Annotated in this window: 14 protein-coding genes; 10 read left to right on the forward strand and 4 right to left on the reverse strand. The window is 47.1% G+C overall.

All coding sequences use genetic code 11. The features are described 5' to 3' along the window. Positions 1 to 21 precede the first annotated feature (21 nt). The 4 genes from LO777_RS11500 (at position 22) to LO777_RS11515 (ending at position 5,609) form a co-directional block, all read left to right on the forward strand. Positions 22 to 552: a hypothetical protein gene (locus LO777_RS11500; RefSeq protein WP_228854041.1), complete on the forward strand. Its 531-nt coding sequence runs from the start codon at positions 22 to 24 to the stop codon at positions 550 to 552. 127 nt (positions 553 to 679) lie between these two features. Next, a complete protein-coding gene (locus LO777_RS11505) occupies positions 680 to 3,919 on the forward strand; it encodes a transporter substrate-binding domain-containing protein (protein WP_228854042.1) in 3,240 nt (1,079 codons plus the stop codon). 195 nt (positions 3,920 to 4,114) lie between these two features. Then, positions 4,115 to 4,546: a PaaI family thioesterase gene (locus tag LO777_RS11510; protein ID WP_228854043.1), complete on the forward strand. Its 432-nt coding sequence runs from the start codon at positions 4,115 to 4,117 to the stop codon at positions 4,544 to 4,546. Next, positions 4,524 to 5,609: a uroporphyrinogen decarboxylase/cobalamine-independent methonine synthase family protein gene (locus LO777_RS11515; protein ID WP_228854044.1), complete on the forward strand. Its 1,086-nt coding sequence runs from the start codon at positions 4,524 to 4,526 to the stop codon at positions 5,607 to 5,609. The genes LO777_RS11510 and LO777_RS11515 overlap by 23 nt, the downstream gene beginning before the upstream one ends. On the opposite strand, the gene LO777_RS11520 is transcribed toward LO777_RS11515, so the two are convergent. Beyond that, on the reverse strand, positions 5,606 to 6,799 hold the full coding sequence (locus LO777_RS11520) for an MFS transporter (protein ID WP_228854045.1): 1,194 nt from the start codon (positions 6,797 to 6,799) through the stop codon (positions 5,606 to 5,608). The two genes, LO777_RS11515 and LO777_RS11520, sit on opposite strands and share 4 nt — an antisense overlap. A 326-nt stretch (positions 6,800 to 7,125) precedes the next feature. On the opposite strand from LO777_RS11520, the gene LO777_RS11525 reads away from it, so the two are divergent. Together LO777_RS11525 and LO777_RS11530 are read left to right on the forward strand one after the other, a co-directional pair. Then, complete coding sequence (locus LO777_RS11525; RefSeq protein WP_228854046.1) at positions 7,126 to 7,911, forward strand: hypothetical protein; 786 nt, start codon at positions 7,126 to 7,128, stop codon at positions 7,909 to 7,911. Between the two features lie 17 nt (positions 7,912 to 7,928). Beyond that, entirely contained in the window at positions 7,929 to 8,966 is a 1,038-nt protein-coding gene (locus LO777_RS11530) for a PP2C family protein-serine/threonine phosphatase (RefSeq protein ID WP_228854047.1), read from the forward strand. Here the strand turns inward: LO777_RS11530 and LO777_RS11535 are convergent. Next, entirely contained in the window at positions 8,963 to 9,199 is a 237-nt protein-coding gene (locus LO777_RS11535; protein ID WP_228854048.1) for a DUF3820 family protein, read from the reverse strand. The genes LO777_RS11530 and LO777_RS11535 overlap by 4 nt on opposite strands. A gap of 185 nt (positions 9,200 to 9,384) precedes the next feature. On the opposite strand from LO777_RS11535, the gene LO777_RS11540 reads away from it, so the two are divergent. Further along, positions 9,385 to 10,596, forward strand: coding sequence for an EAL and HDOD domain-containing protein (locus tag LO777_RS11540; protein ID WP_228854049.1), 1,212 nt, complete (start codon positions 9,385 to 9,387; stop codon positions 10,594 to 10,596). A gap of 32 nt (positions 10,597 to 10,628) precedes the next feature. Here LO777_RS11540 and LO777_RS11545 read toward each other — a convergent pair whose 3' ends face one another. Then, on the reverse strand, positions 10,629 to 12,797 hold the full coding sequence (locus LO777_RS11545; protein ID WP_228854050.1) for a methyl-accepting chemotaxis protein: 2,169 nt from the start codon (positions 12,795 to 12,797) through the stop codon (positions 10,629 to 10,631). Between the two features lie 285 nt (positions 12,798 to 13,082). On the opposite strand from LO777_RS11545, the gene LO777_RS11550 reads away from it, so the two are divergent. Genes LO777_RS11550 through LO777_RS11560 form a run of 3 tightly spaced genes read left to right on the forward strand, consistent with a single transcriptional unit; the run spans position 13,083 to position 16,176 of the window. Further along, positions 13,083 to 14,207, forward strand: a complete 1,125-nt coding sequence (locus LO777_RS11550) for a tetratricopeptide repeat protein (RefSeq protein ID WP_228854051.1) — start codon at positions 13,083 to 13,085, stop codon at positions 14,205 to 14,207. Between the two features lie 12 nt (positions 14,208 to 14,219). Continuing rightward, positions 14,220 to 15,407, forward strand: a complete 1,188-nt coding sequence (locus LO777_RS11555) for an ABC transporter substrate binding protein (protein ID WP_228854052.1) — start codon at positions 14,220 to 14,222, stop codon at positions 15,405 to 15,407. A gap of 22 nt (positions 15,408 to 15,429) precedes the next feature. Next, complete coding sequence (locus LO777_RS11560) at positions 15,430 to 16,176, forward strand: AAC(3) family N-acetyltransferase (RefSeq protein WP_228854053.1); 747 nt, start codon at positions 15,430 to 15,432, stop codon at positions 16,174 to 16,176. A gap of 21 nt (positions 16,177 to 16,197) precedes the next feature. On the opposite strand, the gene LO777_RS11565 is transcribed toward LO777_RS11560, so the two are convergent. Next, on the reverse strand, positions 16,198 to 17,796 hold the full coding sequence (locus LO777_RS11565) for an MFS transporter (RefSeq protein WP_228854054.1): 1,599 nt from the start codon (positions 17,794 to 17,796) through the stop codon (positions 16,198 to 16,200). Positions 17,797 to 17,801 lie beyond the last annotated feature (5 nt).

The raw sequence follows: 17,801 nt of genomic DNA on the forward strand, positions 1-17,801 counted from the left end.
AATAAAGGGGAGATTTGCTTCGTGTTTGATACCGATCAGTTTATCCAGGATTGTCTGAACAGTGCCCGGGAAGAACCGGATGCCATCAGGGAAGTCGTACAAAAAACAATCTCGGACAACACCGCTGCCATTTCAGAACATAAAGCATTTCAGCAGTTGGGAATTGTACCATTATACAGGTCAGCCAGGCTCACCATCATCCATTATGCCTGGCCGTCCCGCATGAGCCTGCTTCCACACAATCATAACATGTTTGCCATAATCGGCGTTTATTCCGGGAGAGAAAACAACATTTTCTGGCAGAGAGCGGGAACAACCATTGAAACTGCCGGGGTACAGTCCCTTGGTGCAGGAGATATCGCCGTCCTGGGAACCCATGCCATACATTCTGTTTTCAACCCGCTTGCGCGAACAACCTCTGCCTTCCACATCTATGGAGGCGATATTTTTTCCCCGGATACACCAAGAAGTGAATGGGATCCCGAAACATTAATTGAACGACCATGGAGTACTGACAGCATCCGATCTCTCCTTGGACAGGATATGGAATAGTTATGCCGCCCGCTGGGCCAGATGCTCCCGATTCCAGAGCATTTGCCTATTTCCACTCACTGTGACATAATCTTTAAACAGGGCGAAAAACCACACCAGCCATATTTCCCTTTTCATGGACGATTAAATGTCGTATTGGAAAAACATTCTTTTTCTCACTCTTCTGCTGTTTTTTATTCTGTCGTCCGCCCAGGGAACAACGACAGTTCCTGCAGCTTCACTCCCCGACCCACAGATACAGTTTACCAGCGAAGAACACAGTTATCTCATGACCCACCGGGTACTGAAAGTACAATGTGCCAGAGACTGGGCACCCTATAATTTTACCGAAGGAAATACAGCGAAAGGATTCGTTAACGATTACCTGCGACTGCTGGCAAAAAAAATCAACATAAAACTGGATTTTGTAACCAACCACAGCTGGGTAGAATTTGTTAGAATGCTGCAGTCAGGAGAAATCGACTTCATAAGTAACATGACGATTACCCCCGATCGGTCAAAACAATTTCTGTTTTCAAAACAACCTGTTTTTGATGTTCTCAACAGCCTGCTCACTCTCAAGAACAACAATCAGCATGTTGACCTTGAGGGTCTCCGGGGGAAAACCCTGGCTGTTGTAAAGGGATACTCCCAGGAGGAGCTCCTTCGTCGCTATTACCCGGATATCACACTTCTCCTCACCGACAGTCTTCTTGACAGCATGAGACAGGTTATTGCCGGGCAGGTGGATGCGGCAATCGGAGCCCATGCAGTTTTCTCTTTCCTGGCCCGAAAACATCTTATCTCCGAAGTAAAAAATACTCCTGTTTCCAACAACACGATCTTCCCCTCAGCTCCCCACCATCTGGCTGTAAACAGGAACAATCCGGTTCTCATGAGTATTCTCGATAAGGCTATGACAATGTTTACCGACGAAGAATTGCAGAACCTGTATATAAAATGGCTCAATGCAGAAACACAGGAGAAAAAACATATCAGTTTTTCCAGAGAAGAGCAGACATACCTGTATGAAAAAAATACGATCACCATGTGTGTCGACCCCGACTGGTTTCCCCTGGAAAAAATTAAAAATGGCAGACATATCGGAATTGCGGCTGATTTTATTAAATTACTCTCCAACAAAATAGGGATCCCCATCACCCTGGTTCCCACGAAGAATTGGTCTGAGAGCATCCGTTTTGCCAAATCACGCAAATGCGACATTTTTTCCTTGGCCATGTCCACCCCGGAACGTCGCACCTACATGTATTTCAGTGAACCCTATCTTGAGATTCCACTGGTTCTGGCTACCAGGACGATCACTCCTTTTGTAAATGATATCACTACGCTTACGAATAAGAAGATGGGAGTGGTCAAAGGGTACGCGTTCGGTGAACTTCTGCGAGACAGATATCCGACACTGGACATTGTAACTGTTTCCTCCATTAATGAAGGCTTGCAGATGGTCGCAGACAGGCAGCTGTATGGCTATATCGGCACCCTGGTTACAGTCAGTCACGCCATCCGGCAGAACTATACAGGCGAGTTAAAGATAGCAGGAAAATTCAACGAACAGTGGAAGCTCGGCATTGCCAGTCGAAATGACTCCCCCCTGTTGCTCTCCATTTTCAATAAGGCTATTGGAAGCATCAACGACACAAATAGACAGCAGATTATTAACAGATGGATTTCAGTTACAGTCGAAAGCGGTACCGACTACACTCTCATCTGGCGTATTCTTGCAGGAGTATCAGTTGTTTTTCTTGGATTAATCTACCACTCTTACACCCTGAAAAGATATAACAGGAAACTCAAACAGCAGAACAGTGAAATCATCCGGCAGACGAATCTCCTCAAACAGACCCAGACGGCCCTTCTGTTGACCCAGCAGGCCGTCGATGCCTGTGCTTTTCCCATCTGCTGGCTTACTCCCCATCCCGAGCTGACCAGGACAACATTTATCCAGGCCAACAGGGCAGCGGCAGAGATGCTCGGATACAGCAGAGAAGAGATGATGAAACTGTCCATCATTGATTTTGACAAGGAACAGACACAGGAAACCTGGGAGAAGCTGCAGCAGATCCTCAAGGTGAGACAATCAATTTCAAAACAGGCTGTATTTACAAGAAAAGACGGATCAACATTCCCCACCGAAACATACATCAGTTCATTTCAATACGAAGAAGAATCATACCATTTCATTTTCTTTACCGATGCCAGCAGGGAAAAGGAAATGGAAAAAAAGCTGCACCGTTCCATGAAAATGGAGGCAATCGGTACCATGGCTGGAAGTGTGGCTCACGATCTGAACAATATTCTCTCCGGGGTAGTTTCCTATCCGGAACTCCTGATCATGGGACTATCAAAGGAAAGCGAACTGCGAAAACCTCTGGAAACAATCAGGCAGGCCGGTCTGCGAGCGGCAGAAGTCGTGGCTGATCTGCTTACCGTGGCCAGAGGTATTGCCGCAGTCAAAGAACCTGCAAATCTGAACACCATCATCAATGAATATCTGGACTCACTGGAATTCAGTAAAATAGCAGAGCAATACCCGTCCATACAATGCACCACAAAACTGGAGCCCGAACTCCTCAACATATTCTGCTCACAACTGCATATAAAAAAATGCCTGATGAACCTCATCGCCAATTCTGCTGAAGCCATTGGAGAAAACGGGAGTATTACCATTTCCACTTCAAATTGTTATATGGATGCACCATTCTCCAGAAAGCACTTCATCAAAAAAGGAGAATACGTTGTTCTGACTATTTCGGACAACGGCCCCGGCATACCCGGGGAATTTCTTCCCCATATTTTTGAACCCTTCTATACTAAAAAAACCATGGGGACGAGTGGTACCGGCCTGGGACTTTCCATCGTCTGGAACAGTGTACAGGATCATGGAGGAACCATTGAGGTGGACAGCAGTGAAAAGGGAACTACCTTCACCCTCTATTTCCCCGCCACACATCGGAAAGCACCGGCCCGTCCCCGTAAACTGGATGCAGAGAAGCTGAGAGGGAATGGAGAACACATTCTGGTGATCGATGACGAACCTCAACAACGCGATATCTGCAGAGAAATGCTTCTCGTCCTGGGATACAGAGTGGATACAGTCGCATCAGGCAAAGAAGCCATGCAGTTTCTGGAAAACCGGCAGACAGACATGGTGATACTGGACATGATTCTGGACCCGGAGCTGGACGGAATGCAGACCTATGAACAACTCATTCAGCTGCAACCGGGGCTGAAAGCGGTCATCGTGAGCGGTTTTTCTAAAAGTGACAATGTTACAAGAACACAGGCCATGGGCGCAGGTCTGTTCATCCGCAAGCCCTACAGCATCCACCAGCTCGGTCGTGCTGTACAGGAGACGCTGACTGTATGAACTTGAAGTTGCAGATGGACCATACGCGATTAATCCAGTATTTCATCAGATAATTGAAATTTGGTAGAGTTAATCTGTGCATATGCTATATTTAATATCTATCAACTCCCTGCTAAGAAAGAATTATAGTTTTTAAAACACATTCTTAGAGACAGAAAAACAAGAAAAATCAACATCTGGATACACCACAGACAAATGAATCACATTCAGTTTGCCGATGCCCGGGAAAGTCACAGTAACTGCCTCATGTGCGGGAACAGGAATCCCCTCTCCTTCGGCCTTACCTTTCAACAACACAACGATCTTTCGGTGTCAAGCCGATTCAAAGGCAACATCACTCTCCAGGGCTATTCCGGAATCCTCCACGGAGGCGTGCTCTCCTCCCTCCTTGATACGGCCATGGCCAACTGTCTCCTTCACCTCAATATCAAGGCGATGACGGGGGAACTGAAAGTCCGCTTCCTGCAGCCGGTCAAATATGACAGTATACTGTCGATCAAGGCGTGGCTGACTGCCTCTCTTCCGCCTCTTTACCATTTGAAATCAGAAATCCGGGTGAATGACACCCTGGTGTGCAGAGGAAGAGCCAGATTTATGGAAAAGGATGAAAATGAACTCCCACTTTAACCCCGGGTGCCTGCCCATCCTGATCGGCAGCCTGCCGGTTACCGACCATGAAGAAGCGGTTCGTCTGATTCTGGCCCATACCCCGGAGATTCCCCTCTGGCCGCAACTGCCCAAACTGCCGAAAGAGGGCATGGTCCGTCAGTTTCTTACCGGCTTTCCGGGTCTCCAGGAAAATGATAATCGCTGCTGGATTGATACCAGCAATGATTCTTTCGAAGAAGAAATGGTCGCTTTCTACGAGGATTATATGCGGGTGGAAGCGGAGCCGGAGTCTCTGGAAAACTCCCGGTTCAGCCTGGGAAAAGATACAGCGCAAGGTTTTTTCACCTTTCTTGACGCCATTTCCCATCATTCTTTTCTTGCCTTGAAGGGCCAGGTCACGGGCCCGGTGACGACAGGTTCAGGTATCACCGACCAGGATGGTCGATCCATATTTTACGATGACAATCTCAGGGACATGCTGGTTAAACTGCTGGCCTTGAAAGGCCGATGGCAGGTTGAGCAATTCAGAAAACATTCCTCAGAAATTCCACCAATTATCTTTATTGACGAACCGGCCATCGTCAGTTTTGGCTCCAGCGGTTTCATGGGCATCTCAAAAGAGATGGTCTCCGACAGCGTTGATGAAGTGATAGCGGGAATACAGGATGGCGGAGGCCTTGCCGGTATTCATATCTGCGCCAACGGTGACTGGGGTCCCCCTCTGCTGTCTAACGCGGATATCATCAGTTTTGACGCCTATTTTTATTTTGAAAATTTTATTTTATTCCGTGAGCAGCTTACCGGTTTTTTAAACCGGGGTGGTCTTCTTGCCTGGGGTATCGTCCCCACCGGAAATTCTCAGGTTCTGGAAGAAATCACCGGTGACCAGCTCTTTGACAAATGGCGACAACAGCTCCGGGTACTGGCTGATTTCGGTTTGGGTAAAAAACAGCTGGTGAAACAGACCCTCATTGCCCCCTCCTGCGGGACAGGATCCCTTTCTCCGAAACTGGCGGAAAAAGTACTGAGACTCACAAAGGAGGTTTCTAAAATGGCCAGAAAAGAGTACGTCAATGATTAACCCGCATTTGTGGGCACTTCAAACAACTCTTCACTCTTTTCTCCTTTCCCGGGCAGTTTCAAAATAAACGGGATACCCAGAAAACCGATACCACTGCAGAGAAGATAGGTTTTTTCAAGTCCCAGATGATCGGCAATAAATCCTATCAGGACCACTGTCGCGGAGCGGGCAAGAAAGGAAATCATCATGAAAACTCCGTTTGCCGATGAGGATCCGTCCACCGAATATTCCTGGATCATGGCCAGCATGACCGGTGTTGTAGAGAGAAGAAAAAAACCGGTGACAATAAGAACAGGAAAGCGAAACCACCCATTGGAGTAGACAAAAAGCAGGAGAAAAATCGGCGCCAGCACAAGGGAAAGAAGCAGCATTCTTTTTCGTCCGAACCTGTCACTCAAGGTACCGATTGTCAGGACCCCAACCACTCCTGCCGCCTCCAGCACAGACAGGGAAAGTCCGGCCAACCAGACATCATTTGTTTTCTGAATAATATAAAGGGGCAGGAAAGCTGCCAGAGAACCGTGCATAAAACCGCGCACCACCACAATGGCCGAAAGGGGGAGCAGCAGAGATTGCATCCTCCTGCAGGTTTCCCGTATGGAGACACTTTTTTTCTGTTTTGGAGCAACGGGGATGTCCTTCAGCTTGAAATACATGATCGTTGAAGCAAAGATACCGGCGACCATGATGGGATAGTAGTTGTCAAAACCAAGAAGCGCCACGGCTGCGGTAATTGCCAGAGGCCCAACTGTCCTGGCAAGTTCCCCTCCTGTCATATAGAAACTCATCCCCCTGCCGGTTTTTGCCCCCGACACCCGGTAAACCATGGTGGGTGCCGGCACATGGAACAGAGAAACACTGATACCGGTAACAAAGAGCAGTATCATCAACACGCCGTAGTTGGGAGCCAACCCCAGAAGAGACATGGGTACGGCGGTCAATACCGGAGCCAGAATAATAAAATACCTGAAGCTTGTCCTGTCCGCCAGTTTGCCGATCATGGGATTCAGCAGGGCCGGAATCTGCATGGCTGTGGTGAGAAATCCCGCCTGGGTAAGGGAGAGGGAAAATTTTTCTATAATAAACGGCAGAAGCGGGGCCAGAAAACTTGAATAGACATCATGAATAAAATGACAGATCGAGATAAGCAGAACCCGTCCTGTCTGAAATGTAACCTCTTTTTGTTCCATATGGGTGCCTTGTGAACTACCCCGCATTTTTCATCAGTTCAGGCGGCGTCAGCTACAAAATTTTCAAGAGTAAATAATAGTGGCCTATATTTACTGTTGAAATATTGCAGAAGATGGCGTCGCCTGGGCTGACCTTGGGTGAACATTGTGTCAATTTTGTTCGACTACTGATAGTTGGCTAATTATTTGTATTCTACAGCTAATCTCAAAATTGACATAATGTTCATGAGAAATGCGGGCTACCTGTAAGATTTCACCGCCTGCTGTTGCCTCACGACCAATTCATGTATAATATGTTCATTTCTTCTTTACGCAATAAATATCAGATGAATACTAAAAAACGATTTTCCATTCTTTCACCCACATCACTCCACCAGAGGACAACTTACTATATTTTATTGCCAACCCTCGTCATTCTCGTGACCATGGGAGGCATCAGCATGATGCTGATTCGTGATGCTCTGCTGGAACAGTGGAAACAGACGGCCATAGCGAGACTGCAGCAATCGGCTCACTATATTGATATGCGGCTGAATACTCCCAAAAGAGTTCTCCGGCTTTTCAGGGAAGAAAACGGAATCAGGATTGATCAGAATGTCGGCCAGTTTATCCTGGATCAGCTGCGGAAAATGGATGGAGTGGTTCAGGTCAACCTGGAATGGAAGGGAAGTGAAAATGAAAAACTGTTTCCAGTCGAAGACTGGGATGGCCCGCATATGCATTATTCGAGGATGAAACACCTTGAAGTCACCCCGCCTTCCTATAACACAGAATTTAAAAACGAAACGATCTCGCTTGTCACCGAATTCAGAGACAAAAAGAACAGAAAAATCGGCCACATCAAGGTCATAATTTCCTTCTATGATCTCATCGACCAGATAGTCAGTGGTTCCTGGTGGAAAAACAACCGGGCTTTTCTGGTGGACCAGAACGGCAATATTCTTACCCGCACTTCCTTTGAAAAACTGGAAGAGAAAAACCATCAAAAACCCCGATTCGGTGAACACGGGTTACTGGAACAGAGAACTCTTGAGGCCTTGCGAACCAATGAATCAGGCACCCTCTTCGGACCGGGAATGCCCCGGAAGAAGTCAGCGGTTACTACCGGTTAAGGGAAGCTCCGTGGACTATGGTCGTGATCACACCCGGTGATAAAGCCCTGCAGCCGATAATTCAATTCAGGAAAACTTTTTTCTGGGTGAGCGGTGCGGGCATACTGTTTGCCCTGCTCCTGATCCGTTCTGCAACAGGCAAAACCACAAGGGCTATCCGCAGGCTTTCAGAAGCGGCCAACAGGTTGGCCCATGGTCACTTTGGTGAAGAACTCCGTATAACGAGTCGTGACGAAGTCGGAGAACTGACACAGAACTTCAACACAATGAGCAGACAACTGCAGGAACGTCTGCGCCTGCAACATGCCATGAACCTGGCCAGGGAAGTGCAGCAGAACCTGCTTCCACATTCAAGTTTTTCTTCAGAACACATGGACGTCTATGGCGTCAGTCTCTACTGTGATGAAACCGGAGGGGATTATTTCGATCTCCTTCCCCATCAGGAGCAGAAAGAAACAGTCAACATCATCGTGGGGGATGTGGTGGGCCACGGAATCGGTGCCGCCCTGCTGATGGCCACCATCCGCTCTCTCATGCGCTGTCGTCTCTCCCTGTCCGGTACTCCTGAAACAGTCATCAATGATGTCAACCGTCTTCTCTGCAGAGATACGGCAGAATCAGGGAATTTTATCACCCTTTTTCACCTCCTTGTCAACAGGCAGAAAAAGACCCTGGACTGGGTGAGATGCGGCCATGACCCCACTATCATCTATCACCCCGGGACCGGTCATTTCTCCGAACTCAAGGGGAGAGGTCTTGCCCTTGGAATTGACCCGGATTTTCAATACGAAGAAAACAGTATCCCGTTAAAACAGGCACCCCAGATCATCCTGATCGGCAGTGACGGTGTCTGGGAAGCGGAAAATGAACTGGGAGAATCCTTTGGAAAAGAAAGGGTAAAAACCCTCCTGGCAAACCACAGCCATCTTAATTCAAAAGAGATTACCCGGAAAATAACGGATGAAATCAAAATATTTCGGCAGTCCGTTCCGCAGCAGGACGACATAACCCTGGTTATTGCAAAAATAGAAGGAGAAATACACGACACTGCCTAACCTGAATTTTTCCTTAACGGTTCAAAAAGATACTCCAGACCATTGGCCTTTATTTCATATATTGTTTTCATCATATCCCCGAGCCTGCCCTGTGGAAATCCCTGCCGTGCAAACCAGACAACATAGGGTTCCGGGAGGTCAATCAGCAACCTTCCCCTGTATCTGCCAAACGGCATACGCGCTGACGCCAGTTCCAGCAGAAAATCATGATTAACCTTACGGTTTTTGTCCATTTTTCATTCCCATGAAAAATAATTATATTCTCAAACAAAGAAGTGATACAATCAATATGAAATCTTCAACTTTCCGGCTTGGGGTCCTGGAATTTTGCAAATCAGCAAGTGCATTTCCGAGTCTGTTGATTGAATAGGATTTCAATCAGCAGACCCATTTATGACGTCATAATAACGGACATGAAATGGATACCTTTATAGCAAGGCAACCCATACTGAACCAGCATAAACGTCTTTTTGCCTACGAACTCCTTTACAGGGGCAAACTGATGGCGGGACAGCCGGGTTTCGATGGCGATCAGGCTACATCCAGTTTGCTCACCGGAGCTTTTCTGACGGAAGGGCTGGAAACTATCAGCAACAATAAACCCTGTTTTATTAATTTTACCCAGGAACTTCTGATAAAAAATATTCCCGCGGTTTTCCCGCAAACAAAGATCGTCGTTGAGATTCTCGAAGATGTCCAGCCCACTGAGGAAGTTATAACCGTATGCAGAAACCTGAAAGAACAGGGATATACCCTGGCCATGGATGACTTTGTCTACGCAGAAAACCTTAAACCATTGATCGAACTTGCAGATATTATCAAAATTGATTTCAGATTAACTCCGGTTGACACCATCCAAGAGACCCTCTCTATCCTTTCCAGGTACAAACTTAAATTTCTGGCCGAAAAAGTTGAAACCCACGCAGAGTTCGGTAAAGCTCTGGAGCTTGGATTTTCCTATTTCCAGGGTTTTTTCTTTGCCACTCCGGAAAAAATTAGAATTAAGGAAATTGCCCCTGTCAAAACAAGTCTTTTTCATGTCCTCACGGAGATTAACCGTAAAGACGTTCAAACAGAACGACTGGCAGAAATCATTGAAGCCGATGTCTCCCTCTCCTACAAACTGCTTCGATATGTCAACTCTGCCTATTTCTACCGACTGAGTAAAGTAAAATCCATAGTACAGGCTGTGGCGTATCTTGGCGAGAAAGAAATCAGGAGTTTTATCAATCTTCTGATTATCTCGGAGATTTCAGGAGATAAACCGGTCGAACTTGTGCGACTGGCTGCAGTCAGGGCAAAATTCTGCTCCCTTTTAGGAGAAAAATCGCCTGACAATGTTGCGCATGCAGAGCTGTTTATGCTTGGACTGTTCTCTCTTCTTCCTGCCATGCTTGATTACCCGATAAAAGTCATCACGTACAAACTCCCTCTTTCCAAAGAATTAAAAAGAGCCCTGGTACATGGGGACGGTCCGCTCGGCCCGTATCTGCAGGCAGCAATTGCATATGAACAAAATAAAAAAGACCGGTGCCTTGAGGCATTGGACGCTATCAATGTCCCCCTGGCATCGGTCTATGAAATGTACCTGGAAGCAATACACTATGCAGAAATTTTAACAAATATTTAAATCTTCCCCCCCAATGAGGTAAGAAATACCGGCTAAACTTTATATTTTTCAATCAGATTCCTCAGATCAACAGCCAGCCTTCGTAGTTCTTCGGCATTTTTCCGCACACCTCCAGAACCGTCCGAAATCTCATTTGCCGCCCGGGTTACCTGGGATATGTCAGAAGAAATTTCCTGGGCCACCACAGAACTCTGGGCGACATTCTCCGACACCTCGCCAATTCCCTCTCCAGCTTGAACTATATTAGTGGTCAGTTCTGACATGGTGGCCGTCTGTTCTTCCAGTGCAACTGCTATTCCCGAAACGATTGTATCTATTTCCGTTATAATATCACTTATTTTTCTTATTCCGCTGACAGTAAGCTCGGTGGATCCCTGGATCCCCTCAATGCGTTCCTTGATCTCACCCGTAGCTTCTGCAGTCTGCTTTGCCAGATCCTTGATCTCATTGGCAACAACAGCAAATCCTTTTCCGGCTTCTCCGGCCCTGGCCGCCTCAATAGTCGCATTCAGGGCCAGCAGGTTTGTCTGCCCCGAAATTTCGGTAATTGTCTCCGTCACCTTGCCGATATCCTGGGCGGCACTGCCAAGGGCGTCGACAGTTTTCACGATATCTGCAGCCTGAGTCACAGCATCCCCTGTAATTCCCTTGGCATTCAGGGTCGACTGCTGTATTTCACCGACAGTTGAACTGATTTCTTCAGTTGCGGTGGTCATCACGTTGACATTTGCCGCTGCTTCTTCAGTAGCTGCTGAAACCGAATTCATATTTGAACTCATTTCCTCAGAGGCAACTGCTACAGTCTCAGCACGTTTTGCCGTATCTCTTGAACTGGTATCAAATTGTTCAGAGAGCTGCACAAGACCATCCGATGAGTCACTGAGACTGTGACTGCTTTTGTTGACATCCCCTACCAGTTTACGAACATTCGACACAAAGGCATGCATATAGGCACTGAGCTCGGAGAATTCGTCCCTTACCGCAAGCTTAAACACCCCTTTACACTCACTGCAGGAAGAATACTCACCACTTGTGATTTTCGGACACTGAATATGTTCAGCGGCAGAGCCGGCCTCCTCCCAGCAAAAACCTTCCTTACCATACATTGAACAGTCCTCTTTTCCGCACTGCATTTTCTCTGAGCAGTTCAGATGGGCAATAGCCCCGGTTTCAACCTGCCCGGTGAGATCTCCGCGGCTGGCTGATTCAAGAAAAGTTATATATTTTTTTATAGGCTGATCAATGAACCTGGAAAAAAGATAGTAAACAAAACCCTGAATAAGTACAAGCACACCGAAACCAATGGCGACCAGGACAAGTGCGTTTTTCTTGGCAGCTGCCAGAACTCCGCCGATCTCCTCAGGAACTGCCAGAATACCAACGGCTTTTCCTGAATAGTCAAAAAGAGGGAGATAAGCTGTGATAAATTCTGAGCCGTTCTTTTTTACCCGTTGAACGGTGACGGTATCATCTGCTTTTTGCAGTATTTTTCGCAGGAAAGGATATTTTTTTGCAGGGATAGTCAAGGAATGGGTTTTGGCCTGGTATTTAAATCCGTCACCATCCGGCACAACAACTGAAATATCCCGCCCGAACAGTTTTTTGATTTCCTTCACAAGGTGATCGTTTATAGGGGCTCCAAATTCAACCGTTCCCGCATGTTTACGTCCCAGGTATTTCACCGGAACAACTGCCCTCACCGACAGTCCGGCACGCCCCACTTCGATACCCACGGCATCTTTTCCTGTTTTATTGGCCTGGACAACTGTTTTTCTGAAACTTGAAAGATCGTCTCCATATTTTTCCGGTTTCTGCAGCCGCAGAAATGATGTGGCCGGTGGAGTATGAAAGTGAAAGACATTCAAATCAACCTTTTTTTTCAGTTCCTTGAAAAGAGGTGCCGTCACATTCTGCAGATCCTCTCTGGCCTGGTACATTAAATTGTCCTGAATCGATGGCATAGCTGCTACAGTATGGGCTATAAGTTGCAACTCTTTAATCTTTTCAGTTACAATTTTATCACGGATCTGCATTATGGAATATTGCAGCGACTGTTCAGCCTTTGAGACTGCGTTATCAACCGTATTTTTATAGGACAATCCCACGGGAATAGCGATGATCGCCGTAATGAGAATCCCCAGTGCCGACAACAGTTTTGTCTTGACCTTTGAAGGAACAAGTCTTTTTACAAACGAAAACATTTTACTCTCCTTATTATTGAAATACCCCCCTGTTCCTGACAAATATTACCTCTTAACTTAAGAGGATATCACCTTTATTCTCATTTTTGAAATTCTTTTTTTTTCTTTCTCATAAGTTGCTTTTTAAAGGGTTTCCAATGTAGAATTAAAAACTACAGTTTATAAGAAAATTACCCGGTTCAGCAAAAAATCCCTCACCATGAACTGATTAAAGTAAATGGCCACTGTTACAGGGAATGAACAGCATAAACAGTTAACAATCGGCAAAACAGACACCAATAAAACATGCTACATTATAAGACAGTAAGCTATTTATTTTTCCTGACACTTCTTCTGCTTCCCCAGACACTGTACTCGGCTGAAAAAATTTTTGACCATCAGGTTGACCAGCCATTTTCAGGCAGCCAGTCCCCCGATGATGCGTTTATTTCGGCAGTTACAAAGGCAAAATATGAAGTTCTGGAGCAGGCCGGTACCTACCTCGAAAGCCTGTCAGTCGTTGAAAATGCCATTCTCTCCAAAGACGAAGTAACAGCTCTTGCGGGTGGAATAATGAAAACCGAAGTGGTTTCCGTTAAAAACTACGCGACTCCGCAGTCTTTCGGGATTATCCTGTCAACCAGGATAGCTGTAGATACATCCATACTGAAAAAACGCATGGAAAAACTACTCTCCGACAGAACCCTGCTGAAGAAATACAACGAAATCCAACAGCGGGAACAGGAACTGCTCGAAAAAATCAGGATACTGGAACAGAGAAACAAAAAAAGAAATTCCATTGCCCTGCGACCAGTAAAAATACAAAACGATTTTTCCTCTATCAGCGCGGCTCTGACAGCCAGCGTCTGGATAAAAAAGGCAATCCGCCTATGGAGTAACGGCAGTTTTACAGATCCGTCAAAAGCAGTTGAATACCTCACACGTGCCCTCGAACTGGACCCGCAAAACCCCCGAACATATAACAGCAGGGCCATAGCCTACCTCAACCTGAACCTGGAAATGAAGGCCCACGACGACCTGGAGCACGCGCTCAGACTCAACCCGAAATATGTAGACGCATATAATAATATGGGCAGTCTCCATTATCGAAGGGGTGAGTACGAAGCTGCCATAAATGCCTATACCCAGGCATTGCAGTATCAGCCCGATTTTGTGGAAGCCATTCTGAACAGGGGTATGGCTTCCAGAAAATTGTTTAATTTTGAGGATGCATTTGAAGATTTCAAACAAGTCATGCACCTGGCACCTGAAACATTCATGAAAAAAGACAGGGCCGGAGCCCTTGTACAGCTCAACGACCTGCGGGAACTCTGCAGAAAGTCAGAGACTGCCTGCAGGATGAATCTCTGCCGTTCCCTTCATTTTTTACAGGAAAGGGGTTTCTGTCTCGCCCAAAAAGACAACCAATAATAAGGATTTTCCATGCAACGTCTGTTTTCCCGCTCTCTGACCTGTTTTATTTTAACCCTGATGCTGATCTTTCTTTATTCCGGCTCCCCCTGCCGGGCAGCTGGGAAGAATACATTTGCCACCACTCCCCGGCTTAATAATGGCCAAAAATGGACAATCGGCTATCTGCAGGGTGGCGATTACGGTTCCTACCAACGTTCTCTTGCGGCCCTGGTGAAAGGACTGATGCGCCTGGGCTGGATAGAAACCAGCCCATTGCCGAAACTGCCAAATGACAAAGACACCAGGCAGCTGTGGCACTGGCTCGCAAACGATATGCAAAGCAAATATATCAGATTTCCGGAAGATTGCTGGTACAGTGCCGACTGGGACAAAGACAAACGCGCTGCACTGAAGAAAAGGTTGATAAACCGACTTAACGCAGACAAGAACACTATCGACCTGATGCTGGCCATGGGAACCTGGGCGGGGCAAGATCTGGCCACCAATGATCACCACGTCCCCACCATCGTCGGTTCTACAACTGATCCCATTGCTTCAGGAATTATAAAGAGCGCAGACAATTCGGGCTGCGACCATGTCATTGCCAAAGTAGACCCTGAAAGACATAAAAGGCAGGTAACCCTTTTTCACAAAATATTCAGATTTAAAAAACTTGGCATTGTCTATGAGGACTCCCCGGAAGGACGGGGCTTCAGTGGTGTCAACAGTGTCTACGAGGTTGCCGACAGACTCCACTTCAACGTTGAACAATGTGAGGCCCGTTTCAACGGTATCGAACGTAAACAGGCGGAAAAAAATGTGGTGGACTGCTATAAGACCCTGGCCCCGAAAGTGGATGCTGTTTACCTGGTCCGTCATCCCGGAGTCAATCTCACGAACCTGCCGGAGATTCTGGCCCCCCTTATCGCCAGAAAAATTCCGACTTTTGCCCAGGGACTTTCCGATGAAGTGGCCCACGGTGTTTTACTCAGTATCTCCCTTGCCGACTTCAGCTATATAGGTGATTTTTATGCGAAAACAATCGCAAAAATCTTTAACGGCGCCAAACCATGTCAGCTTCCACAACGTTTTCAGAATCCACCCAAGATCGCTATTAACCTGAAGACAGCTCAGCTTATTGGCTATGATCCTTCCGTGGATATTGTCGGAGCCGCCGATGAAATATTTACAGACATTGCAGCAGCGGCTCCTAAATAGTGTCTGAAATCAGGTCCGGTTTATGCTTCATGAACTATTTAACCAGGTGAATGTTCCCCATGGAAGGCCATTACTGGTCCATGCCCGCCTCCGACATCTCCACCGGCGGACGGGAATCGGTTACGGCGAACTGACGGATAATCTCCTCCAGTGTCTTCTTGACTGTAACCCTTCCCATCTCCTGGTTCCTGCATATACCATTTACAGTTTCTACCTGAGCCGGATTTTCCACCGTGAATACTCCCATTCTGAGGTAGGCAGGTTTTCCGAAGAACTGCGCAGACGTGGGTTCAAACGCACTTTTGACCCTATGTACAGCATGCTGGATATTACAAACTCCCTACCGGACGGCCTCAATTATAAAAGAACCTTTGGCAGGCAAAGTGTATGTGATTTCCTCTGCCGCAATGGCGGAATCGTCATAAATGTGGACATGCCCGGGTTTTACTCCACTCCTGTTCATGCTGTAGAACTGGAACACCGGGTCCCCTACCGGCATGTCATGGAATTAAGCGGTCAGATGCAGAAGGAAAACGATGGCTGGCAACAGATCAGCTACACAACTTATATCCGTGCTGTTGACAGACACGGGAGCGGTTCCTTCCCCCCATATAATCAGAGGAGAAGAATAGCATTTCTCAGGGAACGTAATATTATCACCGAATGGAAAAACCAGGTCGGCCACCTTGCCTGGGCATCTCTGGATAATTTCTGTACGGCTATAGACCAAGCCCTTTCAGATGATCCATTCTTCCTGGTAGACCCCTGATTATAACTGACTTCAGTCTTCTCAGCTTATCAGTTTTGCCTCACTCCGCAGACGAAACAGCAGGAGAAGAGTCAATCCCATGTACACTCCCCCCAGTACCGCCATCGCTGAACGTATATCCATATATGCCAGAAGTGAGGCGGGCACAATTCCACCCAGGGTCTGACCCAGCTTATCCACACTCCTGTACACTCCCATAACCCGCGAACTCCCCAACTTCCTGGCAACAGGCAGGGCCAGAATGATCACATTCCGGGAAGCCGCACTGATACTGACCGACAATCCGAAAAGTGCAACCGACAACACAACTGTCGAAAAGGATCCGGAAAAGGCAAAAAGCAGAAGACTGCAGCTGCCCAGAAAGCCTCCGGCATAAACAAAAATTCGTTTATCCTCCATCCTGTCTGCAAAACTGCTGACGCGGGGAGCAATAAAAATCATACAGAGTCCAAAGAGCATGATGACCCGGCCAATATCAGACTGCCCCTCACCAAGAGTGTGCAGGTAAATCGGCACCACGTAATACAGTAATCCCACTGCAATAACGGAATAGGGGACCAGGCTGCATAAAAACATGAGCAGGGCCTGGGGATCGGTCAGGAGTTGCAGAACACCTGTCTGCCCATCCCCTTTTTTCTGCAAAGCCGTCTCAGGTACCTCGAAACGGTCACGGAGGAAAAGAAAAATAAAGGGCGGTAAGAAGAAAAGCAGAATGGCACTGATAAAAAATACATCTCTAAAACCCAGTCGATGGGCCACCAGTGCCCCGATGGCGTTTCCACAGATGAGACCGCCATATATCCCTGCAACCACGTTAGAGATGGCCAGCGCCCTCTTTTTTGTATCTTGTTTCAGGAGGACAAATCCCTGGGCCGACATCCAGGTCATACCATACCCCACTCCGGTCAGGGTACGGGCGGCAATAAAGAGAAGTGGCCCAGTGGCAAGTGCCGAAAAGATCATACCAAGGCAGGTAAGCACACATCCGAGAAGAAACGGTTGGTGCCAGCCTCGCCTGTCAATCCACCATCCCACAGGAACAAGAACCAGACCTCCCCCAAGCATTTCAAAGGCCAGGGGCATACCCAGAACCATCTCTCTGGAAAGACCGGGCAACGGATGGTAAATAGCATCCATATGCAGGGGAATAAAGGAATAACAGAGGGAAGACGCAAAAATAAACAGAAAAACCGCACCTCTCATATGATAATCATGGGGAGGCAGTTCCTCCTGTCCCCTTTGTTTCACCAAGGGGTGCAACAGGGTCGCAAAGAGAAGAAGAACAAACTCCATCACCAGTAAAAGCGAAAGACCGACAAGGGTAAAGGCATCCCGACTGATTTCCTGAACAGTCTCGTCAATTACATTGGAGTCCAACCCCACCGTAAGCTTTCCCGCAACGCCCGCCCTGTCTTCCAGGGCAATTTCTGTTTTAAATTCATTCTCCAGAGATGATACTTCTCCGGCTTGGTAGAGAATCTTTCCCCGCCGGTCGGCTATGGTCAACCAGGCAAGCTCGGGAACCCTGGAAACAGTTTGCTTCAAACGAGATTCTATATTGACCAGAAAGGATATTTTCAAGCCTTTGTGCAGCAGACCGTCTATATCCTTTTTTAACAATCGTG

This window comes from Desulfomarina profundi (genome assembly GCF_019703855.1).
GTDB lineage: Bacteria > Desulfobacterota > Desulfobulbia > Desulfobulbales > Desulfocapsaceae > Desulfomarina > Desulfomarina profundi.

What these genes read in the sequence shown, in the direction of transcription:
- LO777_RS11505 (WP_228854042.1), top strand. Translation starts at nt 680, where the DNA reads ATGTCGTATTGGAAAAACATTCTTTTTCTCACTCTTCTGCTGTTTTTT.
- LO777_RS11510 (WP_228854043.1), top strand. Translation starts at nt 4,115, where the DNA reads ATGAATCACATTCAGTTTGCCGATGCCCGGGAAAGTCACAGTAACTGC.
- LO777_RS11515 (WP_228854044.1), top strand. Translation starts at nt 4,524, where the DNA reads ATGAAAATGAACTCCCACTTTAACCCCGGGTGCCTGCCCATCCTGATC.
- LO777_RS11520 (WP_228854045.1), bottom strand. Translation starts at nt 6,799, where the DNA reads ATGGAACAAAAAGAGGTTACATTTCAGACAGGACGGGTTCTGCTTATC.
- LO777_RS11525 (WP_228854046.1), top strand. Translation starts at nt 7,126, where the DNA reads ATGAATACTAAAAAACGATTTTCCATTCTTTCACCCACATCACTCCAC.
- LO777_RS11530 (WP_228854047.1), top strand. Translation starts at nt 7,929, where the DNA reads ATGGTCGTGATCACACCCGGTGATAAAGCCCTGCAGCCGATAATTCAA.
- LO777_RS11535 (WP_228854048.1), bottom strand. Translation starts at nt 9,199, where the DNA reads ATGGACAAAAACCGTAAGGTTAATCATGATTTTCTGCTGGAACTGGCG.
- LO777_RS11540 (WP_228854049.1), top strand. Translation starts at nt 9,385, where the DNA reads ATGGATACCTTTATAGCAAGGCAACCCATACTGAACCAGCATAAACGT.
- LO777_RS11545 (WP_228854050.1), bottom strand. Translation starts at nt 12,797, where the DNA reads ATGTTTTCGTTTGTAAAAAGACTTGTTCCTTCAAAGGTCAAGACAAAA.
- LO777_RS11550 (WP_228854051.1), top strand. Translation starts at nt 13,083, where the DNA reads ATGCTACATTATAAGACAGTAAGCTATTTATTTTTCCTGACACTTCTT.
- LO777_RS11555 (WP_228854052.1), top strand. Translation starts at nt 14,220, where the DNA reads ATGCAACGTCTGTTTTCCCGCTCTCTGACCTGTTTTATTTTAACCCTG.
- LO777_RS11560 (WP_228854053.1), top strand. Translation starts at nt 15,430, where the DNA reads ATGCTTCATGAACTATTTAACCAGGTGAATGTTCCCCATGGAAGGCCA.